Below are 24,801 nucleotides of genomic sequence, written 5' to 3' on the forward strand. Positions count from 1 at the left end.
CCCGAATATGCCTAGTTGTCTTTATTGTTTTCTTGGTTCAAGCGCGCCAAGGTTTCCTCGGCGGACTCCTTGGAGTCATCACGCTTCTCCAGGCCCAGCGTCAGGGAGGAGACGTCGTCGGGGACGGAGTCCCCTGACAGCGATGCGTCTGCCGGGTCGATGATCTTGGCGACGGTCTGGCTGTGTACCGTGACCACCACGCCGGGGGAAATCTCGAGCTCAATCTTGTTGTTTTCGGTGTCAACGGCCTTCACGTGGCCAAACAGGCCAAAGTTGGTCATGATGTCAACGCCCGGAGACAATTTTGACTGTTTTTCCTGGGCTGCGGCCTTGGTCTTCCTCTGCTTGCGGATCATCATGATGATGAGCAGCGCAAACAAGGCGAACAGGACGAGGTTCATCGGATTAAATCCGCCGGCGGGAGCGGCCTGGTCGGCGGCCAAAATGCTACTGAGGGTCACTGCAAAAGTTCCATTCATAGAAATCCAGGTGGTGCCAGGGACGCATGGGACGTGCCGGACGTCATACCAGTCTAGGGGGTAAAGCTGAGTATGGGGTGAAGGCCGGGTGTCAATTGCCCACCCTTGATGCCGGCACCGACTGCGGGTGGCGGAAAACCAGGCTCCAGGACAACCCCCCTAGACGTCGTCGACGACGTCCTCGTCGAAGGGCAGCATGGCTGCGGCCACGGCGTTGCCAGGCATCTTCAGGCCGAGGTGTTCCCAGGCGGCCGGCATGGCAATGCGCCCGCGCGGGGTCCGGCCCAGCAGCCCCTCGCGCAGCAGGAACGGCTCGGCCACGGTTTCCACCGTTTCAGGTTCCTCGCCCACGGCGATGGCGAGCGTGGAAAGCCCCACGGGGCCCCCGTTGAATTTGCTGACCAGCGCTTCCAGGACGGAACGGTCCAGCCGGTCCAAGCCCCTGGCATCCACTTCATACATGTCCAGGGCCGCCGACGCCGTGCGGGCGTCAATCGTTTCAATGCCGTGCACCAGCGCCCAGTCGCGCACCCGCCGCAACAGCCGGTTGGCAATGCGCGGCGTGCCGCGGGAGCGCCCCGCAATCTCAGCGAAGCCGGCACTGGTGAGCTTCAGATCGAGCATTCCGGCGGAACGCCGCAGGACAAGTTCCAGCTCCGCCACGGAGTAAAACTCCAGGTGGCCGGTAAAGCCAAAGCGATCCCGCAGCGGCCCGGGCAGCAGGCCGGCACGGGTGGTCGCTCCCACCAGTGTGAAGGGCGGCAGTTCCAGCGGGATGGCCGTGGCGCCGGCACCCTTGCCGACGATGATGTCCACGCGGAAGTCCTCCATGGCCATGTACAGCATTTCCTCGGCCGGCCGGGACATCCGGTGGATCTCATCCAGGAACAACACCTCGCCTTCGGACAGCGAGGACAGGATTGCGGCGAGGTCGCCCGCGTGCTGGATGGCCGGGCCGGAGCTGATGCGCAGCGGCGCGTTCATCTCGGCCGCGATGATCATGGCCAGAGTGGTCTTGCCCAGCCCGGGCGGGCCGGACATCAGGACGTGGTCGGCGCTGCGTCCGCGGATCTTGGATGCGGCCAGCACCAGGGCGAGCTGTTTGCGCACCCGTTCCTGGCCCACAAAGTCGTCCAGGTTCTTGGGACGCAGCGCCGCCTCAAGCTCGCGTTCCTCCGGCTCGGCGGCCGCGGCAGGGTCACCGCTGGAGACGGCACTGCCGGCGGGCCCGGCCGCGCCCGCACCGATGCTGATCTGGCCCGGAAGCAGGCCGTCGCCGTTGAGTTCAGCCATGGCCTAGCGCACCCGGCTTGACTGGCGTGCACTGTTCTGGCGGGCGCCGTCCTGCCCCAGCCAGCGCAGCGTGGCGCGCAGGACGGCAGCCACATTTCCATCCTCGGCGAGCCCCGGCTCCGCGGCCACGGCCGCGTCGATGCTTTTCAGCGCATCCCTTTCATTCCACCCCAGGCTGGTCATGGCGGCCACCACCTGTTCCTTCCACTGCAGTGGGGCATTCGGCGCTGGCACGGCTGCCGCGCTGCCGGCGCCGGTGGGCTTGAGCTTGTCCTTGAGTTCGAGCACGATCCGGCCCGCCACCTTGGGCCCCACCCCGGGAACCTTGGTGAACACCTTCCCGTCGCCGCCGGCCACTCCCACGCGGATGCTTTCGGGCTCCAGCACGGCCAGGATGGCCAGTGCCAGGCGCGGTCCAATGCCACTGACCCCCATGAGGATGTCAAAGACCTCGCGCTCGTCGGCGTCGGCAAAGCCGTACAGAGTCATCGAGTCCTCGCGGACAATCATCGAGGTGGTGAGCGTGCTCTCCTCCCCCAGCCTGAGGCTGCCAAGGGTCTTGGGCGTGGCGTGGACCAGCATGCCCACGCCGTTGACGTCTATCACGGCCTGCGCCAGGGAAAGGTGGGCAACCGGGCCGCGGACAAAACTGATCATTACATTGCTCCTGACATGCCGTGCCCCTGAAATGAATGCGCACGTGCTTCGTTGGTGTCCACGCTACACGAAAGCTTATCGAACACAGCTACGAACGGCTAGCGCCAGGCCGCCCCGGGGTTTTCCTTGTTCTTGTGGATTTTCGCCTTGCCGGCGGCCTCGCGCCACAACTTTTGCGCCGCCGTCGTCCCCGGGGTGCCGGCATCAACCGCACCACCGCTGCGCCACGCGTGGGCGATGGCCAGGGCCAGCGCGTCGGCGGCGTCGGCCGGCCGCGGGGGCTCGTGCAGCCGCAGGAGCCGGGTGACCATGGCCGTTACGGAGGCCTTGTCCGCCCGCCCGTTGCCGGTCACGGCCGCCTTCACTTCCGACGGTGTGTGCAGGGCCACAGGTATCCCGCGGCGGGCCGCGGCGACCATGACCACCCCGGAAACCTGGGCCACGCCCATGACGGTGCTGAGGTTGGTCTGTGCGAAGACCCGCTCAATGGCCAGCACGTCGGGTTTAAACGCGTCCAGCCACTGGTCAACCGCGTTGGCGATGACCAGCAGCCGGGCGTCCAGTGTCTGTTCGTGCGAGCTGCCCACCACGCCCACCCCCACCAGGGTGGCGGTGCGGTTGGCGGCAACGTCCACCACGCCCAGCCCGCAACGGGTCAGGCCGGGATCCACGCCGAGGACACGCAGTTCCTAGTCCTCTTCGAGGGCGGCGAGGACTTCCTCGCTCATGTCGGCGTTGGAGTAGATGTTCTGGACGTCGTCCAGGTCCTCCAGCGCATCGTAGAGCTTCATGAACTTGCGGGCGTGTTCGACGTCGAGCTCCACCTGCATGGACGGGACAAACCCGGCCTCGTCGCTTTCGTAGTCAATGCCGGCCTCGGTCAGGGCGGCGCGGATGGCGGGGAGGTCGGCCGTGTCGGAGATGATCTCGAAGTGCTCGCCCTCCTCCTTGACTTCCTCGGCACCGGCGTCGAGCACGGCCATGAGGAGGTCATCCTCGGTGAGCCCGTTCTTGGGCAGTCCGACGATTCCCTTGCGGGTGAACATATAGGCCACGGAGCCGGGGTCGCCCATGTTGCCGCCGTTGCGGCCCACGGCCAGCCGGACCTCGGAGGCGGCACGGTTCTTGTTGTCCGTGAGGCACTCAATCAAGATGGCGGTTCCCTGCGGACCGTAGCCCTCATACATGATCGTCTGGTAGTCAACGGCGTCGCCCAGCTGGCCGGAGCCGCGCTTGATGGCCCGGTCAATGTTGTCTGCGGGGACGGAGGTTTTCTTGGCCTTGGTGACGGCCAGTTCGAGGGACGGGTTGCCCACGATGTCGGGGCCGCCGGTGCGGGCGGCAACTTCGATGGTCTTGATCAGCTTGGCGAACGACTTTGCACGGCGGCTGTCAATGATGGCTTTTTTGTGCTTGGTTGTCGCCCATTTGGAGTGGCCTGACATGGTTACGCTTCTCCTCTGATCATTCGAATAAATAGCTCGTGGATGCGGCGCTCGCCCGTCACTTCAGGATGAAAGGAAGTGGCCAGCAAGTGCTGCGAACGAACGGCGACAGCACGTACTACGGGTTCAATTCTACCGTTCCCTGCCGCCGGCCGCGCCTCGGCGGGGACTTCAACACTAGCAAGCACCTGCACGGACCGGCCCACGCGCTCCACCCACGGGGCCCGGATGAACACCGCATGGACTGCCCTCTCCGGCCCGCCCTCCGGCGCCAGCTGGGTAAAGTGCAGTTCGGTTTCAAAGGAATCCACCTGCCGGCCAAAGGCGTTGCGGCGCACCGTGATGTCCAGCCCGCCCAGCGTCTGCTGCGCATTGCCGGCCTGGTCGGTGGCGGGATCGGCAATGTTCTCCGCCAGCAGGATCATGCCGGCGCAGCTGCCGTAGACGGGCAGTCCCGCCTGGATGCGTTCGCGCAACGGCTCCCTCAGGCCAAAGATGCGCGTCAGCTTGTCAATGGTGGTGGACTCCCCCCCGGGCAGCACCAGGCCGTCGACGGCGGCCAGCTCGGCGGGGCGCCGCACGGCCACCACGCGCGCCCCGCACGACTCCAGTGCGCGCGCGTGTTCTCGCACGTCGCCCTGCAGGGCGAGGATGCCAATCAGGGGGCTGCTGCCGGTCGCGGATGGTCGTTTTTCAGGGTTTGGCACAGTCACTTTTACATCATAGATGGGCGCAAAGTCACAGGATTGCATCGCCCCCGCGCAGGGACGCCTGGCGGGCGGGTGTGCTGCCAGCAAGTAGCATTGTCCGTGGACTGACGGACTAAAGAGAAGAGGCACGCGGTATGTGCGGAATCGCCGGTTACTACGGTTATGGGGAAGACGAAACCCTCCTGCAGGGGATGAACGCGTGCATTGTGCACCGCGGCCCCGATGGAGAGGGCATCTACACACATGGCAACGTAGGCCTGGCGCACCGGCGGCTGTCGATCATCGACGTCGCCCACGGCCAGGAGCCGATGTACAGTGCCGACGGCGAGACCGTCCTGGTCTACAACGGCGAGGTGTACAACTACCTTGACCTGCGCACCGAGCTGGAGACCCTGGGCCGGACATTTTTGACGAACTCGGACACCGAAGTGGTGCTGCAGTCCTATGAGGAGTGGGGGGACGCCGCCTTTGACAGGTTCAACGGCATGTTTGGCTTTGCCATCCATGACAGGAAAAACAACCGCCTGGTTTTGGCCCGCGACCACTTCGGCATCAAGCCGCTGTACTACGCCACGGCCGGCACCCCCGAAGCCCCCACCCTGCTGTTCGGCTCCGAAATCAAACCGCTGCTCGCCTCCGGAAAGCTGGAGCAGGACGTCAATGAGCGGATCCTGTTCCGCTACCTGCAGTTCCGCATCCACGACGAAGAGGCCGAAACCTTTTTTGCCGGCATCCACAAGCTGATGCCTGGCGAGAAGCTCGTCCTGAGCACCGTGGACACGGAGGCCGGCCCCGCCGGCACCGTCACCATCAGCCCGTACACGCGCCTGAAGGAAGAGCTGGCCGAGCTGGCCAAGATCGAGACCCCCTACTCCCAGGCAGTGATCGACGAGTACCGGGAACGGTTCACGGAGGGCCTGCGCCTGCGCCTGCAGTCCGAGGTTCCCGTCGGCACCGCCCTGTCCGGCGGACTGGACTCGTCCGCCGTCGTGGTGACCATCAACAAGCTGATGCAGGAAAAGGCCGCCGCAACGGATTCCCTGGGCGCCACACAGCAGACCTTCTCCGCCGTGTTCCCCAACTCCCTCAATGACGAGGAGAAGTACGCCGACGCCGTCCTGGCCCGCTGCGAAGGCAACGTCACCAGCCACAAGATCCGCCCCCAGGCCGCCGAGTTCGTGGAGGACCTGGAGGACTTTGTGCGCACCATGGAGGAGCCCATTATCTCCTCCGGCCCGTACGCCCAGTACCAGGTGATGCGCGAGGCCTCCAAGCACGTGACCGTGCTGCTTGACGGCCAGGGCGCCGACGAGATGATGGCCGGTTACATCCCCTACTACTTCGCCTACCTGCGCCAGTTGAAGAAGAACGGCCAAAACGGCAAGCTCGCCAAGGAGCTCGCCTCCAGCTCCGACATCCTGTTCCGCCTGGCCCGCTTCCGCATTCAGGGCGCCCTGACGTTCAAGAAGGCAAGCGGCATCACGCCCCTGTTGAACAAGGAATTCACCGCCAAGTACAAGTCCGAGACTTTCTCCAACATCCCGGACAACTTGAAGCTGCGCCTCATCGACGACCTGTTCCACAAGTCGCTGCCGGCAGTACTGCGCTACGAGGACAAGAACACCATGCGCTTCTCCCTGGAGGGCCGCGTGCCGTTCCTGGACAAGGAAGTGGTGAAGTTCCTCTTCAGCCTCGACGACGAATCCATCATCAAGGGCGGCTGGAACAAGCGCATCCTGCGCGACGCCACCCGCGAGCTGCTGCCGGAAATGATCAGCAACCGCCGGAACAAGATCGGCTTCACCACGCCCGAGGCCGAATGGTTCTCGCTGATGAAGGAAAAGATCTACGAGATCTTCCTGTCCTCCTCCTTCGGCGCCCGGTCTTACTGGAACCAGGACGCCGTCATCTACGCCTTCGAGGAATACCTCAGCGGCAAGTCCGCCGGCTCCACCATGGTGTTCTGGCGCCTGATCAACACCGAACTGTGGCTCCGCGAATTCTTTGACGAGCCCGAGACCAAAGCCGGCATTGAGGGCAAGAGCGACTACATCCCCAACGCCGGCAAGCAACTGGACATCACCGTGCCCAACGGCGCCGGGACTTTCCGCCGCTACCCGCTGCGCACCGAGGTCTTCTACAAGGAGACCGACTTCGACCCGGCCGCCATGACGTACGTCAAGCGCTTCTTTGACGGGCTCCCCGTCGCCGGCGGTGACCACGGCGCCGCGACGGCGGACACCCCCTGGTACCTGTTTGTTTCGGAAAAGATCGTGGCGATGACCCAGGGCCGCTCCATTCCGGTCTGGGACATCAAGGTCTCCGGCGCGGCCCGCATCTTCTCCAAATTCGTGACGCGGAACCCCGGCGGGATCGGCCTGGCAAGTCCATGGTCCATGCAGCTGGCGATCGACGAGGTTGGCCTGCCCCGCATCATGTACGCCTCCGCCCGCAGCGTGCTGGGCAAGCTGCAGGGCAAGTCGGGCGTGTTTTACGAGGTGGTGGGCCATAACATCAACGCGATCGACGGCGCTGCCGGTTACCAGGTGGGCACCTCCACCCACTCAGTGAAGTACGCACCCCTGGACCCCGACGGCGTTGCGGCGCGGCTGAGCGCGCTGGTGCGCAAGACGGTGCCGGCCGAATACGCCGCCACCTTTGCCGGCACGGCCATCATGGACGCCAACGACCTCGGGGTGGTGGCCCTGGGCCACGACACCAGGCTCACCAAGGACGTCCTGCAGGACATCTTCCGCGACAACCCGCAGGGCCAGACGACCGAGACGACCCCCATGTCCGTCGTGTTTACGCAGAAGTAGGATGCCACGGGCACAACCCATGCAACCCAAGGAACGACGGCGAAACTTTCGTTTCGCCGTCGTTCCTTGGGTTAAACATGAAAGAGTCGACGCATGACTGATGACGTTTCCGCCAACCCGTTCCTGGTGGCCAGCGGGCTGCCCTGCCAGCTGCCCGACTTTGCCGCCATCCGCGACGTGGACTATCTGCCCGCCTTTGAGGCCGGGTTTGCCCGGCACCTTGCGGAGATCGCCGCCATCACCGCGAACCCGGAGCCCGCGTCCTTTGCGAACACCGTGGTCGCCATGGAACGCAGCAGGGCCATGTTGACGCGTGTGGAAAATGTGTTCTTCAACATCGCCGGCGCATGCGGGACACCGGCCATCCAGGACATTGAACAGCGGATCGCGCCGCGGCTGGCCGACCACGGCGACACGGTGCTGCTTGACAACACCCTGTACCAGAGGTTCCTGGCCGTGCCCACGGAGGGGCTGGACGCGGAGTCGTCACGGCTGGTGGCTGAATACCGCAAGTCGTTCACCCGGGCCGGCGTGGGACTCGACGCGGCCGGGCAGGCACGGTTGCGTGAAATCAATGGGCAGCTCTCCACGCTCGGCACGCAGTTTTCACAAAGGGTGCTTCAGGGCATCAACGACGCCGCGGTGTTTGTCAGCGACCGGACCGAGCTTGACGGGCTCAGCGCCGACGACCTCGCGACGGCGGCCGCCGCAGCCCGCGCGGCCGGGCACGGTTCCGGCTACCTGCTGACCTTGATCCTGCCCACCGCGCAGCCCGCAATGGAGGTGCTCACCAACAGGGAGACCCGGCGCAGGCTGCATTTCGCCTCCCTTGGCCGGGGCGCGGGCGACGGAGAAGCCAATGTGCTGGGCCTTGCGGCGGCCATGGCCGCGCTCCGTGCCGAAAAGGCAGCCCTGCTCGGCTTCCCCACAGAGGCGGACCGAGCCATCGAACCCCAGACAGCGCCGTCACTCGAGTCCGTGCACGCAATGCTCTCCCCCATCACCGCCGCGGCCGTGCGCAACGCCCACGCCGAGGCGGAGAAGCTGGCCTCCACTGCCGGGCACGACATCGAGGCGTGGGACTGGGCGTTTTACTCGGAGCAGGTCCGCCGGGACGAATATGGCGTGGACCTCGCAGCACTCCGCCCCTGGTTTGAACTGGAATCGGTGTTGGAGAACGGCGTGTTCTACGCCGCGTCCAAGCTGTACGGCCTCTCCTTTGCCGAGCGGACGGGGATGGCCGGCTACCACCCGGACGTGCGCGTCTGGGAGGTGTTCAATGAGGACGGCTCGACGCTGGGCCTTTTCCTGGGCGACTACTACACCCGGGACACCAAGCGTGGCGGTGCATGGATGAATTCCTTCGTGGAGCAGTCGGCGCTCGAGGGGACGCACGCCGTCGTGGTCAACAACTTGAACATTCCCAAGCCGCCGGCCGGCGAGCCCACCTTGCTGACGTATGACGAGGTGGTTACCTGCTTCCACGAATTCGGCCACGCGCTGCACGGACTGTTCTCTGCCGTCACCTTCCCGTTATTCTCCGGCACCAACGTGCCCCGGGACTTTGTGGAGTACCCGTCCCAGGTCAACGAAATGTGGATCCTGTGGCCCGAGGTGCTGGCCAACTACGCCAAACACCACCAGAGCGGGGAGCCACTGCCCGAAGGCACCGCGGACAGGCTGCGTGCCGCGTCGCTCTGGGGCCAGGGCTTCGCCACCACCGAGTACCTGGGCGCCGCGCTGCTGGACCTGGCCTGGCACGAGCTGGCCCCGGGCACCACGGTGGAGGACCCACTGGCGTTTGAGGCGGCGGCCCTGGCGGCTGCCGGCATGGACCTGCCCGCCGTCCCGCCACGCTACCGGACCGGCTACTTCAACCACATCTTTGCCGGCGGCTACGCGGCCGGCTACTACTCCTACATTTGGAGCGAGGTGCTCGATGCCGACACCGTGGCCTGGTTCAAGGCCAACGGCGGGCTGTCACGGGCCAACGGCGAACACTTCAGGTCCACCCTGCTCAGCAGGGGCTTCTCGGTGGATCCGCTGCAGGCCTTCCGTGACTTTGCCGGCAGGGACGCGGACACCGCGCCTCTGCTGGCCCGCAGGGGGCTGGCCTAGCCCGTGGTGACCCTCGCAGACTGCGAACGCACCCAGCACGCCTGGTTCAAGGCCCTGGCGGCGGCGACCGGCGGGCGGGCCTTCGGCACGCACCGCATGGAATGGGTGTGGCTCCCGGAGACGCGCGAGATGCTCTGCATGTTCCCCACCGAGATCACCGAAGCCGGGCTGCTGCCCGCCCTGGCTGAGGCGGAACGCCGCGGGGCCGCCGTGGTCGGCGTATGGCTCAACGCCGCCGCCAGGGGCGCGGTGCTGGCCGACCACAGCTTTGAACCCGGCTGGCAGCCGTGGTGGATGACGCTTGCGCTGGACCCCGCAAGAATCGGGCAGTCCTCCGATGCCCGGGTGCTCATCAACGATCCGGCACCGGCCGTGTGTGCGCTGGCGCCGCAGCAGGCGTGGCTGGGCACCGCGCGCGTCGGCAATGAATGGGCCGGACAGTCGTACGTGTTCATCCCGCCCGAGCAGGGCACCAAGCACCTGGCAGGAATCTTCGACATGGTGGTGGCGCCCGACCACCGCCGCACGGGCTTGGGCACGGCGCTGCTCGACAGGCTTTCCGAGACGGCCTTGGAGGCCGGGGCGGAACACCTGCTGCTCAACGCCACCCCGGACGGGCAAAGGCTGTACTCCAAGTATGGATTCGCGCTCATCGGCAAGGGCCGGACCTGGTGGTACCACCTCCCCCAACCCTGACCCGACGCCGTATCACCGTTGGCTGCCTTTTCGACAACGCCGTATCACCGTTGTGGCGGCGCGGACTGACCGTTGATCGAATTGGGAATGTGGTCAGCTTCGTCCTCCGTCGCAGCGGCGAACGGGCCGCGGGGACCGGAGGTGGGGACTCCCAAAGAATAGGCCAGCGCGTGCAGCGCACCCAGTGCGTGCTTTGCCTCCGAAAGTGCCAGCGCCACGGATTGCAGGCGGCCCTGGGCAGCCCAGTGGCGACACCCTGACTGAGCGTTTCGCCACACCTCTGCTTACTCCTCGGGCAACAAGGCAGCCAGTCCTGTGTGACATACGTCGACACGGGGCAGCTCAGCCAGAAGGTGGACGTCGGAACTGAGACCTATCGAGAACTCCTCCCCCACGGCGTCCCTTAGCTGCCGAATCCGGCACTCAATGTCCTCCCTCCTCATGGTTTCCTTCACGACCACCACGTTTGATGTGCCAGCCAGGTGGGCCAGGGTATTTGGCGCGACGTCGTACTGGGTCTGGAGCGGCTTGTTGTAAAGACAGATGGGCAGAGCCGTGGCATCGGCGACCTCAGTGAAGAGCGCCCTCACTTCTGCGTCCGACAGGGAAAGTACGAGAACGGGGCCAGTAGAAGGCCGCCGGCTCCCGCCTGTTCTGCATCCCAGGCGAGGTGCAGTACTTCCCGAGTGGAGGGGGGGCTCACGGCCGCGAGCACCGGAATGGATATCTTTCCCGGCGCGTGCGCAGCGTCAACCGCCGCTTCCACGACGGGCCGCCGCTCCCCGCGGTCAAGGGTCACACCGGCACCTGAAGTGGCCAGAACGGTGACGCCGGAAACGTCGGCCGCGGCCGAGTTGCGCACGAGGTTCGACAAGGCACCCAGGTTGGGTTCGCCGTCGTCCGTCAGGGGCTTCACTGGGTAAGCAAGCTAACCGGCAAATGACTGGGCCACGATAACAATCCTCGAGTCGAGGCGGGCGTGAAATTGGCCGCCAACGCAAACAGTTGAGGGAGAAATGAATCTCCCTCAACTGTTGGTACGGTGGTGATACCGCGTCGCCGAACATCTCGCCAACGGTGATACCGCGTCACCGAAAAGGCGACCAAAGGTGATACGGCGTTGGTAGTGGGGTTACCAGCCGCGCTCTGCGAGGCGGTGCGGCTCGGGGATGTCGGCAACGTTGATGCCGACCATGGCCTCGCCCAAACCGCGCGAGACCTCTGCGATAACGGCAGGATCGTCGTAGAAGGTGGTGGCCTTTACGACGGCGGCGGCGCGCTGGGCCGGGTTGCCGGACTTGAAGATGCCGGAGCCGACAAACACGCCGTCGGCGCCGAGCTGCATCATCATGGCGGCGTCGGCGGGGGTGGCGATGCCGCCGGCGGTGAACAGCACCACGGGAAGCTTGCCGGTGGCGGCAATTTCCTTCACGAGCTCATATGGGGCAGCCAGTTCCTTGGCGGCGACGTACAGCTCGTCCTCGGGCAGGGCGGACAGCTTGGCGATCTGCGCGCGGATCTTGCGCATGTGGCCCGTGGCGTTCGAGACGTCCCCGGTGCCGGCCTCGCCCTTGGAACGGATCATGGCCGCGCCCTCGTTGATGCGGCGCAGCGCCTCGCCAAGGTTGGTGGCACCGCAGACAAAGGGAACCTTGAAGTTCCACTTGTCAATGTGGTGCTCATAGTCGGCCGGGGTCAGGACCTCGGACTCGTCCACGTAGTCGACCCCGAGTGATTCCAGGACCTGGGCTTCGACAAAGTGCCCGATGCGGGCCTTGGCCATGACGGGGATGGACACGGCGGCAATGATGGCGTCGATCATGTCCGGATCGCTGGCGCGGGACACGCCACCCTGGGCGCGGATGTCCGCGGGCACGCGTTCCAGGGCCATGACGGCCACGGCGCCGGCATCTTCGGCAATCCTGGCCTGCTCGACATTGACGACGTCCATGATGACGCCGCCCTTGAGCATCTCGGCCATCCCACGCTTTACCCGACTGCTGCCGGTCACCGCTGATACATCGCTTGTAGACACAAAAACCCCTCTGGGAAGGAACGAAAGAATAGTCTTGCCCGCAACGTGGCACGCCACACGGGTACGCCCATTCTATTCCCGGTAATGCCGGGTGCTGAAACCGGGGCTACCGCTCGGCCTGCAGATTGCCGTTCATGGCCTGGCGGCGTACAGTGCCCACCCGCTGGACGATGGTCACCACGCTGGCTGCCGCCAGCAGGACCAGCACGACGGCGAGCACGGCCACCGGGATGCCCAGGCCCACCAGCCCGGTCGCCACGAGCACCACCACGAGCCTGTCGGAACGCTCGGCAATGCCCACGTTCGCTGTCATCCCCAGCCCCTCGGCCCGGGCCTTGGCGTAGGACACAACGGAGCCGAGCACCAGGCACGTCAGGGCCATGGCCGCGACGAAGGAGTTGTGCCCGCCGGTGTAAAACCAAATGACGATGCCGGCAAAGACCGCGCCGTCACCCACGCGGTCCAGCGTGGAGTCCAGGAAAGCGCCCCACGGTCCGGAGCGGCCAATCATGCGCGCCATCAGCCCGTCGATGATGTCGGAGAAGACAAAGACGGTAATGACCACGGTGCCCCAGAAGAGCTGCCCCATCGGGTAGCCGATCAGGGCGCCGCCGGCAACACCGAGCGTGCCAATGATGGTGACGGCGTCCGGGGACACCTTCAGGCGCACCAGCAGCGCGGCAACCGGTGTGAAGATGGCTGCAAAGAGCGCGCGGGCGTACTTGTTCAGCATGGATTCTTCCTCGTCATGGTTGGCGCGTCCGGCCGGTGGCGTCCCAGGCGCCCGCCACCTGTTCGCGCACCTCGCCGAGCGTCTGGGTGATGGCCTTGGTGCCGGCGATGATGGGCAGGAAGTTTCCATCCCCGCCCCACCGCGGCACAATGTGCTGGTGCAGGTGCGAGGCGATGCCCGCCCCGCCCGTGGCACCCTGGTTCATGCCCAGGTTGAAGCCGGAAGGGTTGGCGACCGCCCGCAGCACCCGCATGGCCTGCTGCGAAAGCGCGGCAAACTCGGCCGTCTCCTCCGCCGTCAGGTCCGTGTAATCGGGCACGTGCCGGTACGGGCACACCAGCAGGTGGCCGGGGTTGTAGGGGAACAGGTTCAGCACCACATACGCCAGCGCCCCCCGGTGGACGATCAGCGATTCGGCATCGCTGCGGCCGGGGGCCTCGCAGAAGGGGCAGTTGTGCGGTCCGGTGACCTGTTCCTGCCCGCCCTTGACATAGGCGAGCCGGTGCGGCGTCCAGAGCCGCTGAAAGGCATCCGGCACGCCCGGAAGTTCAAAGTCGTCCTGCATGGACGCCACGCCCTGTTCGCTCACGCCGTCCGGTTCCGTACGGCAGTAACAATCCGGGCCACTGCCGTTTCGACGGCCACGCCGTTGTCCTGGCTGCCGTCGCGGAAGCGGAAGGACACCGCGTTGGCGTCGGCGTCGTCACCGCCGGCAATCAGCACAAACGGCACCTTCTCCTTGCTGGCGGTGCGGATCTTCTTCGGGAAGCGGTCGCTGGAGGTGTCCACTTCGGCGCGGATGCCCTGCTCCTTTAGCTTGGCGACGACGTCGAACATGTAGTCGTTGAAGGCCTCGGCAACCGGAATGGCCACCACCTGAACGGGCGAGAGCCAGGCCGGGAACGCGCCGGCGTAGTGCTCCGTCAGCACTCCCATGAAGCGCTCCACCGAGCCGAACAGGGCGCGGTGGATCATGACGGGGCGCTGGCGGGTCCCGTCGGCGCCCTGGTACTCAAGCTCAAAGCGTTCGGGGAGGTTGAAGTCCAGCTGGATGGTGGACATCTGCCAGGTGCGGCCCAGAGCATCCTTGGCCTGGACGGAGATCTTCGGGCCGTAAAACGCGGCGCCGCCGGGATCCGCCACAAGCTCCAGGCCGGAGGCCGTGGCAACCTCGGCCAGCGTGTTGGTGGCTTCCTCCCATGCTTCGTCGGATCCGACAAACTTTTCCGGATCCTTGGTGGAGAGCTCCAGGTAGAAGTCGTTCAGCCCGTAGTCCTTCAGGAGGGAGAGGACAAAGTTCAGCGTGTTGGTGAGCTCGTCCTTCATCTGCTCGCGGGTGCAGTAGATGTGTGCATCGTCCTGGGTCATGCCGCGCACGCGGGTCAGTCCGTGCACCACGCCGGACTTTTCGTAGCGGTAGACCGCACCGAATTCAAACAGGCGCAGCGGAAGTTCACGGTAGGACCGTCCGCGGGAGCGGAAGATCAGGTTGTGCATGGGGCAGTTCATCGGCTTGAGGTAGTAGTCCTGGCCGGGCTTGCGCACCGTGCCGTCCTCGTTGAGTTCCGCATCCACGTGCATGGGCGGGAACATGCCGTCCTTGTACCAGTCCAGGTGGCCGGAGACTTCATAGAGGTTGGCCTTGGTGATGTGCGGGGTGTAGACAAAGTCGTAGCCGGCCTCCACGTGGCGCTGGCGCGAGTAGTCCTCCATTTCCTTGCGGATGATCCCGCCCTTGGGGTGGAACACTGGCAGGCCGGAGCCCAGCTCGTCGGGGAAGGAGAACAGGTCCAGTTCCACGCCCAGCTTGCGGTGGTCGCGGCGCTCGGCCTCGGCGATGCGTTCCTGGTACGCCTTCAGGTCGTCCTTGGTGGGCCAGGCCGTGCCGTAGATGCGCTGGAGCTGCTGGTTGTTCTGGTTGCCCAGCCAGTAGGCGGCGGAGGTACGGGTCAGCGCGAACGCGTTGGAGATCAGCTTCGTGTTTTGCAGGTGCGGGCCGCGGCACAGATCGCACCAGATGCTCTCGCCGGACTTGCGGTCGACGTTGTCGTAAATGGTGATGTCACCGGCCCCGACCTCAACGTTGACGCCTTCGCCGGCGGTATCGGCGTCGGAGGCCCTGCCCAGCAGCTCCAGCTTGTACGGCTCGTTGGCCATGGCCTCGCGGGCCTCGTCCCCGGAAACGACGCGGCGGGCGAACTTTTGGTTTTGGTTGACGATCTTGAGCATCATCTTCTCAAGGGTCTTCAGGTCCTCCGGAGTGAACGGCTCGGCGACGTCGAAATCGAAGTAGAAGCCGTCGGTGATGTACGGGCCGATGCCGAGCTTGGCGTCGGGGCGCAGCTGCTGCACGGCCTGGGCCATGACGTGGGCGGTGGAGTGCCGGAGCACGTTCAGCCCGTCCGGGGAATCGATGGTGACGGCCTCGACGACGGCGCCCCCGGCCAGGGGCTGGTCAAGGTCCGTCAGCACACCGTTGACACGGGCAACAACTACCTCGCGGCGTTCGAAGAACAGCTCTGCGCCGGTGGTGCCGGTGGCCACCGTCGTCGCAACGCCGTCGACATTGATGGTGATTTGTGTATCCACTGGCACGGGAACTCCTTGATTCGTCATGTACGGCTCCATGTTTAAGCAACATACGGGGGTTGCTGTGAGCCTCTTTGATGGTATCGGTTCCCCCTCACGCCTTCCAACACGGGCGTCCGCGGTCATCACGTGTGCGCGGCTGCCTTCCAGCCTGGGCGCCGCAGGCCCTCCGCCTCAGCCCGCCCGGTGGTCCAGGCTCTCCACCTCCATGCGGCGGGCCAGTTCGGCGGTGGACTGCTGCCCCGGCGTTCCCCGCCCAAGCTCCCGTGCAAGCTCCCGGCCCCCGGCACGGCTGGAATCGGGGTGCCGGGAATCCTGAGGCCTCCCCGGATCCTGCAGGTACCCGGGGCCCGGCAGGGCCTCCGGACGGGCCAGGTCCCAGGCCTCCAGCGCCTGCAGGCTGATGCCGCGCGGGCCGGTGCGCCGGGTCAGGCCCCGGATCAGGAGCATGCGGGTGCCGAACAGCAGGGGGCCGGAGCGTTCCTGCGCCTCGTGGAAGAACGTGGCATCCACGCAGCCGGTGCCGTCGTCGACGCTGATGAACACCACGCGCCGGCCTCCGCGCATGGGCGGGGTCTGGGTGGCCACGCGCACCCCCGCCACCAGCACCTCCGTGTTGTTGCGCAGCCCCAACAGCTTGTCCGACGTCGTCACCCCCAGTTGCGCCAGCAGCGGGGCATAGCTGTCCATCAGGTGTGCGCTGGCGTCCAGCGCGAGCAGGTCCAGTTCGGTGCGCACGGTCTCCGCCAGGGTGGGGGCCGGCAGCCTGGCGGCCAGGGTGCCCAGCTCGAGCTCCCCCAGCGGCAGGTGCAGCTGCCCCTCCATGGCTTCACTGCGCCTGCTCGTTTTCGACGCCGGCATGCTGTTCACATGGGCGATCAGGTCCGCCCGGTTGGCCGTGTTGCCGGTGAGCTGCTGGGCCGAGCGCTGCAGCGAGTCCAGGGCACCCAGCTGGGCCAGGCGCTTGAGGATGGGCCGGGACACCTTCGCCCGGCTCCGCAGGTCGGCGAGGGAATCGTAGGGCTGTCCGGCCACAATCCGCTTTAGTTCAGTGCCGGAAAGCCCATACACGTCCGACAGGCTCAGCCGGATGCCGGTCACGCCCTCCCCGCCGGCGGCGGCCGGGGTGCGTTCCGCCCGGTAGCATCCGGCACTGGCGTTCACGTCCAGGGGGAGGATGGGGATGCCCATGCGCCGGGCCTCCGCCACGAGCAGGCGCCGCGGGTACATGCCGGGATCGTGTTCCCACAGGCCGGCCAAAAACTCCGCCGGGTGGTGGGCCTTCAGCCAGGCCGACTGGTAGGTGGGCACGGCAAAGGCGGCGCCGTGGGCCTTGCAGAACCCAAAGCTGCCAAAAGCCTTCAGTGTGTCCCATACCTCCTCGATGGTCTCCGTGCTGTAGCCCCGCTGCCGGGCGTGGGTCCGGAAGTATTTCTCCACGACCGGCTCCTGGTCCGGCTTGCCCAGGCCGCGCCGGAATTCATCGGCCCGGGACAGCGTGCACCCGGTCATGATGTGCAGGGTGCGCAGCACCTGCTCATGAAAAACCGTCACTCCGTGCGTTTCGGCCAGGGCCGGCTTAAGGTCGGGGTGGGCGTAGTGTGCGGGGGCAAAGCCTGCACGGTTTTCCAGGTACGGCTTGACCATGTTCGACTTCATGGGCCCGGGCCGGAACAGGGAAATGTCAATGATGAGGTCGTTGAACTCGCGTGGGGCCATCTTCCCCACCAGCTCCCGCTGGCCCGGTGATTCGATCTGGAAGCAGCCCAGCGTGTGGGTGCTGCGGATCAGCTCAAAGGTGGGCTCGTCGTCGAGCGGGACGGCGTCAAGGTCAATGAGCCCGTCCTCCCCCACATAGGCCGGTCCCTGCCCGCCCCCGTCCACCGGGTGGCTCCCGGCAGCCACCACCTCCGCCTTGGAGGGGTGCAGCCGGACCACCTCCCGCACCGCATAGGCCATGGCGCTTTGCATGCGCACGCCCAAAACATCCAGCTTGAGCATGCCCATGGCGTCCATGTCATGTTTGTCGAACTGGCTCATGGGCAGGCCCAGTCCGCTGGCCTGCACTGGGGTGCGGTCCAGGAGGGAGGAATCCCCGAGGATCACCCCGCACGGGTGCATGGAGATGTGCCGGGGCAGCCTGTCCAGCCGCTCGGTCAGGTCCACCAGCAGGTCCAGCTGCGCCCCTCCCCTGCCGTCCCTTCCTTCCCGGGCGCCGGGCTGCTGCGCCTGCTCCACCCGGGCGGCAAAGTCACGCAGCTCCGGCTTTTCCACCAGGGCTTCCCGGAAGGAGCCTGCCGAAAAACGCCACAGCTGCTTGGCGATGCCGTCCACATCCTCCGGGTCCATGCCCAGGGCCAGCCCGGCGTCGCGGACGGCTCCCCTGGCCCGGTAGCCGTTTTGCATGCTCATCAGCGTGACCCGCTCGGGGCCAAACCGCTCAAAGATCCGGTGGTACACCTTATGCCGTTCGGCGCTTTCGACGTCCAGGTCAATGTCCGGCAGCGTGGAACGGTCGCGGGAGAGGAAGCGTTCAAAGAGGAGGTCGTTGGCGATCGGGTCCACGGCGCTGATGCCCAGCACGTAGTTGACCAGCGACGACGCCCCCGAACCACGCGCTGCCCGCCGCACCCCCATGGTGCGGATCATCTCAGATACCTCCGCCACCGTCAGGAAGTAGGAGGCAAAGCCCAGTTCGTTGATGGTCTCCATCTCCATGGTGAGCCGGTCCCGCGCGGCGGCCAGCCTGTCGCCGCCGAGCCCGGGGAAGCGGAGGTTCAGCCCGGCCTCGGCACGCTGCCACAACTCAACGGCCGCGGGCTGGGCCAGGCCAAGCACCCCGGCTTCCGGGGTGACGGGCTTCTTCCAGCCCAGGTCCGACGCCGGATCCAGCCGGCATTTGTCCGCCAGCCTGTGCGTATTGGCCCACAGCTGCTCCAGCTCCGCCACGCTGTACCCACCCTGGCCAACAATTTCCCGGCCCGCCCGGTACATGGCCGCGGCACCCTTCAGCCAGCCCTGCCCGGTGGGCTGGAGGCCGGGAACCCGTCCCAGCGGCGTGATGGCGCGGGCGGCGTCCAGGACGTCCGCGGTGGGGGCATCGTCCTCCCCGCAGTACCGCACGGCATTGCCCAGCACCGCCGGCACGCCAAATTCCTCGGCCAGCTTGAGCATGCGCACCGCCAGGGTGGTGCTCAGGGGGCTGCCGGGCTCGCTGAAGTGGCTTACAACCTCAACGGCCAAGGTGCCGGCGGGCAGGGTGTCCCGCCAGGTCGAAAATTTGGTGCGGGGCAGTAGGTACCGACGCCCGCCCATGGCCCGGGCCACGTCGGAAAAGGGGCCCAGCAGGACCGTCAGCGCCGGCGCGCCGGTTTCCGGATCCAGCACGCCGGCGGCCAGCTGCGCCAGGGTGAGCCCCACGGGACCCCGGGGACGCGCATGGGCGGTGGAGATCAGCCGGCACAGGGCCGTATACCCTGCGCCGTGGCGCAGGGCCTGCCCTCCGTGGGCCAGAATGACAACACGTCCGGCTTCCGCCAGGATCCCGCCGGGGGATCCCGTGTTTCCTGAGGATCCCGCGGTTTTGGAAGGCTCCAGGATGGCCAGGTCAACGCCGAGGAGGGGGTCGATGCCGGCGGCCATGCAGGCCTTGACATGCTTGACCGCCCCATAGAGCCCGTCCCGGTCGGTGCTGGCCAGGGCGTCGGCGCCGTCGTCGGCGGCCGCCTGCACCAGGTCATCGGGCCAGGAGACCCCGTAGTGGGCGCTGTAGGCACTGGCGGCATGCAAATGCACAAACTTAGGCACCGGGTTCCAGCTCTTCCACCGATTCCCTTAACGCATCATAAATTTTAATGACCCGCCAACGGCCTGCGGGCAGGTACCTCACCAGGTCCAGGGTCAGCAGCGGGGTCCCGCTGGCACCCCCGTCGCGGCGCACCTGCACCCGCCAGATTTCCCGGTCCACCAGGCCAGCCCCCGCTCCCGGCGCGGCCCGGGTTTCCTCGTCCCACCAGTTGCGCCGCTCATACCAGCGCACGGGATCTGCTGCGAGCGTGTAGCGGCGCCCGCGCCACAACAGGTGCAGGGGCAGCCCGGCAGCGGTCAACCACACCTCAATGCCTTCGCTGAATGTGCCCATGCGTGCCTGCCACCTCCGCCCGCTGCACCACTTGCCAGGTACCGTGTACACGGCACCAATTGATTACTAGAAAATATATACTAATAAATTTAGTGTACGCTCACTTCACCCGGGACGAAAACCGCCCATGGGGAAGAAATTCGTAGCGTACGGGCATTTACCCGCACCACAATGCGTTAAGCAAATACCGGCCACGGCCTGACGGCGTCTAGCATGGCTTTAAAAGTCACCGACGTAACCTGCGCTACGGCGCCTCAACGATTTAAGGAGCGTTCCATGACTGACATGGTCACCCTCATCGCCAGGACGACGCCGCTTGAGCGCGAACTCAAAACGGCGTCCCGCACAGTGGAGGAATCCGATCTTCCCCGCCTGGGCGAGCTTTACTTCACCGCCTACGAGCCAGGCGTGGCAGGTGCCTCGCTGCAGGCTGCCATGGATGACATGCAGGCTTCACTGGCCGGCAAATACGGGCAGTTCCTGCCCAAGGCCTCCCATGTGGCACTGGATGAAAACCAGAAGATCGTGGCCGCAGTGCTCGTCGTGGAGCGCGCCATTGGAGACGACACGCCGGAGACGCCGTTCATCATCGAGCTCATTACCGACCGTGAACACCGCCGCCAGGGCCTGGCCGAGGACCTGGTGCTTGCCACCATGGACACGCTGTTCAACGAGGGCCAGCAGGAAGTGGCCCTGCGTGTGGAGGAAAGCAACTCGGCAGCGCTGGCCCTGTACCTGTCCCTTGACTTCCGCCGGTGGATGCCGGAGGAAGACGACGACTAACCGGCACCGGCCATGGAACAGCAGCTGAACTTCATTTCCCTGGGCGTCCGCGATGTGGGGCGCTCCCATGACTTTTATGTCACGGGCCTGGGCTGGACCCCGCAGCTGGAGGTGCCGGGGGAGGTCATTTTCCTCCAGGTCAACCATGGACTGGTCCTTTCACTGTGGAGCCGCGCGCAGATGGCGGCCGAACTCGGCGTCGCCGAGGACGCGCTGCAGTCCCCGGCCGGCGTCCCGCCCGTCACGTTGAGCCACAACGTTGGCAGCCCCGGGAAGGTCGACGCCGTGGTGGAGCAGGCACGGCAGGCCGGTGCCGACGTCGTCCATCCCCCCAGGCAGCAGGCCTGGGGCGGGTACAGCGGCTATTTTGCCGATCCGGACGGCTTCCGCTGGGAAGTGGCGTTCAACCCCACCTGGGCCGTGAACGACGCCGGAAACGTCACCGTCTAAACGGGGAGGATACCGGGGCTGTGAATACTCTGGGAGTTCCCGCAAGGTTCTGCGTTTTCGACAGCTCCGCCGTCGGGGCCGTGTGACGATGGAATGGTTCGCCCGGCATGGAGCCTGGCAAAGATTCTGCGTCCTGGAGGCGCGTGGCAAGGAGCGCAGCCATGATCCAGCTGGTGTTGGGTTTGTTGCTGGCCGCGGCGCTGGTGTTGGGCGCAGCAAGGACGGCGGCAGCCCGTTCCGCGGGTGGCCGGGTGGACGCCCTGGCCATCTGGCTGGCCGTGTGTGCCCCGGCAGCGGCCGTGCCCGGGTGGGCTCCGGGAGGATTCGCCGTTCCCGCAGCGTTGGCCTGCATTGGCCTGTGGTTCGCCTACCGCACCGCGGGGCCACGGGGCCGCGCGGACCGGCCACCTGGCGCGGGACGGGCCGCCTCCTTTTACCACCTTGCCATGACGGGGACGGCCGCATGGTGCCTGGCGGCCCTGTCCGGGCCGGCCGGCGCCCACCCGGCCAATGCGCAGCTGGGAAGCCTGATCATGCACGTGGTTGCGGCCATACTGCTGCTGCTGGCCTGCGTTGGCTGGCTGCTGGGTTCGTTTGCGACCCCCGAAGGTCCCCAGGAACGGCTGTCCCGGGTCGCGGGTGTCCAGGAAGCGTTCCTCGCGGCGGCACTCGCCGTCTGCTTCCTTGCCTTGGCCTGAGGCATCAGGGGCCTGAAGTATCTGGCCTGAGGCCTCCCGCGCTAGACGATCGGGACAGTGAGCTCAGGTGAGTCGTTGCGCACATTCCCCACGGCCGGGTCCACCGGATCAAGCTGCCAGCCGGCGGCCACCGCGTACGCACCGGCAAGGACCAATTCGAGCAACGCCGCAGGATCCTCCGCCGCCGGATTGAGCCATTCGGTTAGGCCGTTGCGGGTCAGGGGCACCGGCAGCCGGTCGTGCAGGCCGGCCAGTTCGCCGTCGGGCGGGGATGCCATGGTGAGGATGCTGCAGGAAAGCAGCCACTGGCCGGTGTCGCCGTCGGCCTTGGCCGGGTCCTTCCACCACTCATACAGGCCGGCAAAGGTAGTCAGCGTGCCGTCCGCGGTGTGCACAAGGTAGGGCTGCTTCTTGCCGTCGGGCAGCTTTTTCCATTCGTAATACCCCTCCACCGGCACCCCGCAGCGCCGGGACTTCACGGCGGTGCGGAACGTCGGCTTTTCCAGCACCGTCTCGCTGCGGGCGTTGAAGGAGCGCACTCCCACTGAAGGGTCCTTGGCCCAGCGCGGCACCAGGCCCCAGGTGGCCACGTGGACCTGCCGTCGTGGCACGCCTTCGACCAGGCGCTCCAGCACAATGGGAACATCCGAGGTGGGGGCCACGTTCCAGGACGCCCGCAGTTCCAGGCCGGCGTCGGCTTCCGCTTCAAGTTCAGCCACGAGGTCCCCGACGGCCCGGGCCATGACGTATCGTCCGCACATGCTTCAATGGTGCCACGGCGGCGGCCGCAAAAGTGGGAATATGCCTGCCGGACGGTAGCGTTGCACCAAGAGGAACACCATTCGGCGGCACCCCCCCCCGCGCCCGCCCTACATCCGTCACAAGGAGCCAACTGTGCAGTACACCCCGGAATCCGGCACCATCACCATGTTCTCCACCGTTTGGTGCGGCTACTGCAAGCGGCTGAAGAAGCAGCTTGACGCCAAGGGGATCGGCTACACGGAAATTAATATTGAAGAGACCCCGGGCACTGCCGAACTCGTCGAAAAGCTCAACAACGGCAACCAGACGGTCCCCACCGTGCTCTACCCGGACGGGACGGCAGCGACCAACCCCTCGCTAAACGACGTCATGGAAAAGCTGGGCGTGTAGGCGACATACCGTCACTTCCAACTTTTTCATCGCCGCCGCGACCCCACCACCGTTGGGGCCGCGGCGGCGATGGGCTTTTAAGAGCTGCCGTGATAGACAAGGCCATACGCAGTTCAACTTTCAAGGAGCAAGCAGTGGTTTACAAAGTCAAGGGCGCCGTGGTGCTCACCAGGGACGCACCCGTCACATTGGAGACCATCCTGGTCCCGGAACCCGGTCCCGGCGAAGCGCTGGTGGATATCCTGACCAGCGGCGTGTGCCACACGGACCTGCATTACAAGCTGGGTGGCATCAGCGACGATTTCCCCTTCCTGCTGGGCCACGAAGCCACCGGCGTGGTCAGCGCCGTGGGGCCGGACGTGGTGAATGTGGTGCCCGGGGACCGCGTGATCCTCAACTGGCGCGCGGTGTGCGGCAACTGCCGGGCCTGCGCCAAGGGCCAGCCGCAGTACTGTTTCGACACGGCGAACGCCACCCAAAAGATGACCCTCGAAGACGGCACCGTCCTCTCGCCCGCGCTGGGCATCGGCGCGTTCATTGAAAAGACGCTGGTGGCCGCCGGGCAGTGCACCAAGGTGGACGCCGACGTCGATCCCGCCGCCGTAGGGCTGCTCGGCTGCGGCGTCATGGCCGGGCTGGGCGCCGCCATCAACACCGGCGGCGTCAAGCGCGGGGATTCCGTGGCCGTCATTGGCTGTGGCGGCGTGGGCTCGGCAGCCATTGCCGGGGCCGCACTGGCCGGGGCCACCACGGTCATCGCCGTGGACCGCGACCCCAAAAAGCTCGCAACCGCGAAGGCGCTGGGCGCCACGCACACCGTCGATTCCACCGCGGAGGACGCCGTGACGGCCATCCAGGGCCTCACTGGCGGATTCGGCGCAGACGTGGTGATTGACGCCGTCGGACGCCCGGAAACCTACAAGCAGGCGTTCTACGCCCGCGACCTGGCCGGCACCGTGGTGCTGGTGGGCGTGCCCACCCCGGACATGGTGCTGGAGCTGCCGCTGCTGGACGTGTTTGGCCGCGGCGGGTCCCTGAAGTCGTCCTGGTACGGCGACTGCCTGCCCTCCCGGGACTTCCCCATGCTCGTCGATCTCTACAAACAGGGCAAGCTGGACCTGGACGCGTTTGTCACCGAACGCATCACCGTCAACGACATTGAGGCCGCCTTCGCCAAGATGGGCGAAGGCTCCGTGCTGCGCTCGGTGGTGGTGCTCTGATGGCCGCCCGCATTGACCGGCTGGTCACGTCCGGGACGTTCTCACTCGACGGCGGCACCTGGGACGTGGACAACAACGTCTGGATCGTGGGGGACGACACCGAGGTGTACGTGATCGACCCGGCCCACGACCCCGCGGCGATTGCCGAGGCCGTGGGGAACCGCAAGGTGAAGGCCGTGCTCCTGACCCACGGACACGACGACCACATCCGCTTCGCCCGGCAGTATGGGGTCATGGCGGGGGCCCCGGTGTTCATGAACCCGGCGGACCAAATGCTGTGGGAGGCCGTATTTCCGGGCACCGCCCCCGACGCACCCATTGCCGACGGGGACACTTTTGAGATTGCCGGCACCACCCTGGTGGCCCTCCACACGCCGGGCCACTCCCCCGGTTCCACCTGTTTTTACGCTGAGCAGCTGGGCACGGTTTTCTCCGGCGACACCTTGTTCAACGGCGGACCCGGAGCCACGGGACGCTCGCATTCAAGCTTTGACACGATCATCGCCTCCATCACCGAACGGCTCCTGGTGCTGCCGGCGGAAACTGTGGTCAACACCGGCCACGGGGACGTCACGAGCATTGGCGCCGAGGCGCCACAGCGCCAGGAATGGATCGACCGGGGGCACTAGCACAGGCAGTCCGCCGCATGCCGCTGTGGGGCGCCCCGTTCGGGGCGCCCCACAGCGGCATCACCCCAAAATCCCGCACTCCCTTTGTCGAATTGTGACAAACAACACGATCCCAAAATCGCAATATTTAGCTGATTGACGATCAGCGATTTGT

General features: G+C 66.1%; 24 protein-coding genes. 9 read left to right on the forward strand and 15 right to left on the reverse strand.

Translation table 11 applies throughout. The features are described 5' to 3' along the window. Positions 1–11: 11 nt before the first annotated feature. The 6 genes from CVV68_RS10110 to pdxT all read right to left on the reverse strand — a co-directional run bounded on the left by CVV68_RS10110 (position 12) and on the right by pdxT (position 4,581). On the reverse strand, positions 12–461 hold the full coding sequence (locus CVV68_RS10110) for a preprotein translocase subunit YajC (RefSeq protein ID WP_245933457.1): 450 nt from the start codon (positions 459–461) through the stop codon (positions 12–14). Between the two features lie 177 nt (positions 462–638). Then, complete coding sequence (gene ruvB, locus CVV68_RS10115; protein ID WP_245933458.1) at positions 639–1,772, reverse strand: Holliday junction branch migration DNA helicase RuvB; 1,134 nt, start codon at positions 1,770–1,772, stop codon at positions 639–641. Between the two features lie 3 nt (positions 1,773–1,775). Then, the gene (gene ruvA, locus CVV68_RS10120) at positions 1,776–2,429 is read right to left on the reverse strand and encodes a Holliday junction branch migration protein RuvA (protein WP_110500885.1); all 654 of its coding nucleotides are present in this window, start codon (positions 2,427–2,429) and stop codon (positions 1,776–1,778) included. Positions 2,430–2,527: 98 nt separating this feature from the next. After that, the gene (ruvC, locus tag CVV68_RS10125) at positions 2,528–3,115 is read right to left on the reverse strand and encodes a crossover junction endodeoxyribonuclease RuvC (protein WP_110500886.1); all 588 of its coding nucleotides are present in this window, start codon (positions 3,113–3,115) and stop codon (positions 2,528–2,530) included. 3 nt (positions 3,116–3,118) lie between these two features. Beyond that, positions 3,119–3,874: a YebC/PmpR family DNA-binding transcriptional regulator gene (locus tag CVV68_RS10130; RefSeq protein WP_110500887.1), complete on the reverse strand. Its 756-nt coding sequence runs from the start codon at positions 3,872–3,874 to the stop codon at positions 3,119–3,121. Between the two features lie 2 nt (positions 3,875–3,876). After that, the gene (pdxT, locus tag CVV68_RS10135; protein WP_245933467.1) at positions 3,877–4,581 is read right to left on the reverse strand and encodes a pyridoxal 5'-phosphate synthase glutaminase subunit PdxT; all 705 of its coding nucleotides are present in this window, start codon (positions 4,579–4,581) and stop codon (positions 3,877–3,879) included. A gap of 137 nt (positions 4,582–4,718) precedes the next feature. Between pdxT and asnB the strand changes: the two genes are divergently transcribed. The 3 genes from asnB to CVV68_RS10150 all read left to right on the forward strand — a co-directional run bounded on the left by asnB (position 4,719) and on the right by CVV68_RS10150 (position 10,217). Continuing rightward, the gene (gene asnB / locus CVV68_RS10140; protein WP_110500889.1) at positions 4,719–7,403 is read left to right on the forward strand and encodes an asparagine synthase (glutamine-hydrolyzing); all 2,685 of its coding nucleotides are present in this window, start codon (positions 4,719–4,721) and stop codon (positions 7,401–7,403) included. Between the two features lie 93 nt (positions 7,404–7,496). Further along, entirely contained in the window at positions 7,497–9,521 is a 2,025-nt protein-coding gene (locus CVV68_RS10145; protein WP_110500890.1) for a M3 family metallopeptidase, read from the forward strand. A gap of 3 nt (positions 9,522–9,524) precedes the next feature. Further along, the gene (locus CVV68_RS10150) at positions 9,525–10,217 is read left to right on the forward strand and encodes a GNAT family N-acetyltransferase (protein ID WP_110500891.1); all 693 of its coding nucleotides are present in this window, start codon (positions 9,525–9,527) and stop codon (positions 10,215–10,217) included. Between the two features lie 284 nt (positions 10,218–10,501). Here the strand turns inward: CVV68_RS10150 and CVV68_RS24595 are convergent, their stop codons facing one another. The 8 genes from CVV68_RS24595 to CVV68_RS10190 form a co-directional block, all read right to left on the reverse strand. Beyond that, positions 10,502–10,807: a dihydrodipicolinate synthase family protein gene (locus CVV68_RS24595; protein ID WP_170133147.1), complete on the reverse strand. Its 306-nt coding sequence runs from the start codon at positions 10,805–10,807 to the stop codon at positions 10,502–10,504. Next, positions 10,804–11,133, reverse strand: a complete 330-nt coding sequence (locus CVV68_RS24600; RefSeq protein ID WP_110500893.1) for a dihydrodipicolinate synthase family protein — start codon at positions 11,131–11,133, stop codon at positions 10,804–10,806. Before CVV68_RS24600 ends, CVV68_RS24595 begins: the two co-directional genes overlap by 4 nt. Positions 11,134–11,349: 216 nt before the next feature. Beyond that, positions 11,350–12,252, reverse strand: coding sequence for a pyridoxal 5'-phosphate synthase lyase subunit PdxS (gene pdxS, locus CVV68_RS10165; RefSeq protein ID WP_110500894.1), 903 nt, complete (start codon positions 12,250–12,252; stop codon positions 11,350–11,352). Positions 12,253–12,358: 106 nt separating this feature from the next. After that, a complete protein-coding gene (gene pgsA, locus CVV68_RS10170) occupies positions 12,359–12,985 on the reverse strand; it encodes a phosphatidylinositol phosphate synthase (protein ID WP_110500895.1) in 627 nt (208 codons plus the stop codon). A 13-nt stretch (positions 12,986–12,998) separates the two neighbouring features. After that, positions 12,999–13,550, reverse strand: a complete 552-nt coding sequence (locus CVV68_RS10175; RefSeq protein ID WP_110500963.1) for an HIT family protein — start codon at positions 13,548–13,550, stop codon at positions 12,999–13,001. Between the two features lie 20 nt (positions 13,551–13,570). Then, positions 13,571–15,601, reverse strand: coding sequence for a threonine--tRNA ligase (gene thrS / locus CVV68_RS10180; RefSeq protein ID WP_110500896.1), 2,031 nt, complete (start codon positions 15,599–15,601; stop codon positions 13,571–13,573). A 147-nt stretch (positions 15,602–15,748) separates the two neighbouring features. Further along, positions 15,749–19,381, reverse strand: a complete 3,633-nt coding sequence (locus tag CVV68_RS10185; protein WP_110500897.1) for a DNA polymerase III subunit alpha — start codon at positions 19,379–19,381, stop codon at positions 15,749–15,751. Then, positions 19,374–19,715 (reverse strand): DUF6504 family protein, encoded by a 342-nt coding sequence (locus tag CVV68_RS10190; protein WP_110500898.1) that lies wholly within the window; start codon positions 19,713–19,715, stop codon positions 19,374–19,376. The genes CVV68_RS10185 and CVV68_RS10190 overlap by 8 nt, the downstream gene beginning before the upstream one ends. Positions 19,716–19,991: 276 nt before the next feature. Between CVV68_RS10190 and CVV68_RS10195 the strand changes: the two genes are divergently transcribed. From CVV68_RS10195 to CVV68_RS10205, 3 genes are all read left to right on the forward strand, one after another. Then, complete coding sequence (locus CVV68_RS10195) at positions 19,992–20,498, forward strand: GNAT family N-acetyltransferase (protein WP_110500899.1); 507 nt, start codon at positions 19,992–19,994, stop codon at positions 20,496–20,498. 12 nt (positions 20,499–20,510) lie between these two features. After that, positions 20,511–20,948 (forward strand): VOC family protein, encoded by a 438-nt coding sequence (locus CVV68_RS10200; RefSeq protein ID WP_110500900.1) that lies wholly within the window; start codon positions 20,511–20,513, stop codon positions 20,946–20,948. A gap of 161 nt (positions 20,949–21,109) precedes the next feature. Beyond that, positions 21,110–21,646, forward strand: a complete 537-nt coding sequence (locus tag CVV68_RS10205; RefSeq protein WP_110500901.1) for a hypothetical protein — start codon at positions 21,110–21,112, stop codon at positions 21,644–21,646. A 41-nt stretch (positions 21,647–21,687) separates the two neighbouring features. Here the strand turns inward: CVV68_RS10205 and CVV68_RS10210 are convergent, their stop codons facing one another. After that, positions 21,688–22,407 carry an SOS response-associated peptidase gene (locus CVV68_RS10210; RefSeq protein WP_110500902.1) on the reverse strand — a complete coding sequence of 240 codons (720 nt, stop codon included), beginning with the start codon at positions 22,405–22,407 and terminating at the stop codon, positions 21,688–21,690. A 133-nt stretch (positions 22,408–22,540) separates the two neighbouring features. On the opposite strand from CVV68_RS10210, the gene CVV68_RS10215 reads away from it, so the two are divergent. The 3 genes from CVV68_RS10215 (at position 22,541) to CVV68_RS10225 (ending at position 24,647) form a co-directional block, all read left to right on the forward strand. Continuing rightward, positions 22,541–22,798, forward strand: coding sequence for a mycoredoxin (locus CVV68_RS10215; RefSeq protein WP_110500903.1), 258 nt, complete (start codon positions 22,541–22,543; stop codon positions 22,796–22,798). Between the two features lie 134 nt (positions 22,799–22,932). After that, positions 22,933–24,018, forward strand: a complete 1,086-nt coding sequence (locus CVV68_RS10220; RefSeq protein WP_110500904.1) for an S-(hydroxymethyl)mycothiol dehydrogenase — start codon at positions 22,933–22,935, stop codon at positions 24,016–24,018. Further along, positions 24,018–24,647: an MBL fold metallo-hydrolase gene (locus tag CVV68_RS10225; RefSeq protein ID WP_110500905.1), complete on the forward strand. Its 630-nt coding sequence runs from the start codon at positions 24,018–24,020 to the stop codon at positions 24,645–24,647. The genes CVV68_RS10220 and CVV68_RS10225 overlap by 1 nt, the downstream gene beginning before the upstream one ends. Positions 24,648–24,801 lie beyond the last annotated feature (154 nt).

Source organism: Arthrobacter livingstonensis (assembly GCF_003219815.1).
GTDB lineage: Bacteria > Actinomycetota > Actinomycetes > Actinomycetales > Micrococcaceae > Specibacter > Specibacter livingstonensis.

Coding starts and splice junctions, on each gene's coding strand:
- pgsA (WP_110500895.1), bottom strand. CDS start 12,985: ATGCTGAACAAGTACGCCCGCGCGCTCTTTGCAGCCATCTTCACACCG.
- CVV68_RS10195 (WP_110500899.1), top strand. CDS start 19,992: ATGACTGACATGGTCACCCTCATCGCCAGGACGACGCCGCTTGAGCGC.
- CVV68_RS10225 (WP_110500905.1), top strand. CDS start 24,018: ATGGCCGCCCGCATTGACCGGCTGGTCACGTCCGGGACGTTCTCACTC.
- CVV68_RS10205 (WP_110500901.1), top strand. CDS start 21,110: ATGATCCAGCTGGTGTTGGGTTTGTTGCTGGCCGCGGCGCTGGTGTTG.
- CVV68_RS10210 (WP_110500902.1), bottom strand. CDS start 22,407: ATGTGCGGACGATACGTCATGGCCCGGGCCGTCGGGGACCTCGTGGCT.
- CVV68_RS10190 (WP_110500898.1), bottom strand. CDS start 19,715: ATGGGCACATTCAGCGAAGGCATTGAGGTGTGGTTGACCGCTGCCGGG.
- thrS (WP_110500896.1), bottom strand. CDS start 15,601: ATGACGAATCAAGGAGTTCCCGTGCCAGTGGATACACAAATCACCATC.
- CVV68_RS10200 (WP_110500900.1), top strand. CDS start 20,511: ATGGAACAGCAGCTGAACTTCATTTCCCTGGGCGTCCGCGATGTGGGG.
- ruvB (WP_245933458.1), bottom strand. CDS start 1,772: ATGGCTGAACTCAACGGCGACGGCCTGCTTCCGGGCCAGATCAGCATC.
- CVV68_RS10145 (WP_110500890.1), top strand. CDS start 7,497: ATGACTGATGACGTTTCCGCCAACCCGTTCCTGGTGGCCAGCGGGCTG.
- CVV68_RS10130 (WP_110500887.1), bottom strand. CDS start 3,874: ATGTCAGGCCACTCCAAATGGGCGACAACCAAGCACAAAAAAGCCATC.
- asnB (WP_110500889.1), top strand. CDS start 4,719: ATGTGCGGAATCGCCGGTTACTACGGTTATGGGGAAGACGAAACCCTC.
- ruvA (WP_110500885.1), bottom strand. CDS start 2,429: ATGATCAGTTTTGTCCGCGGCCCGGTTGCCCACCTTTCCCTGGCGCAG.
- CVV68_RS10175 (WP_110500963.1), bottom strand. CDS start 13,550: ATGCAGGACGACTTTGAACTTCCGGGCGTGCCGGATGCCTTTCAGCGG.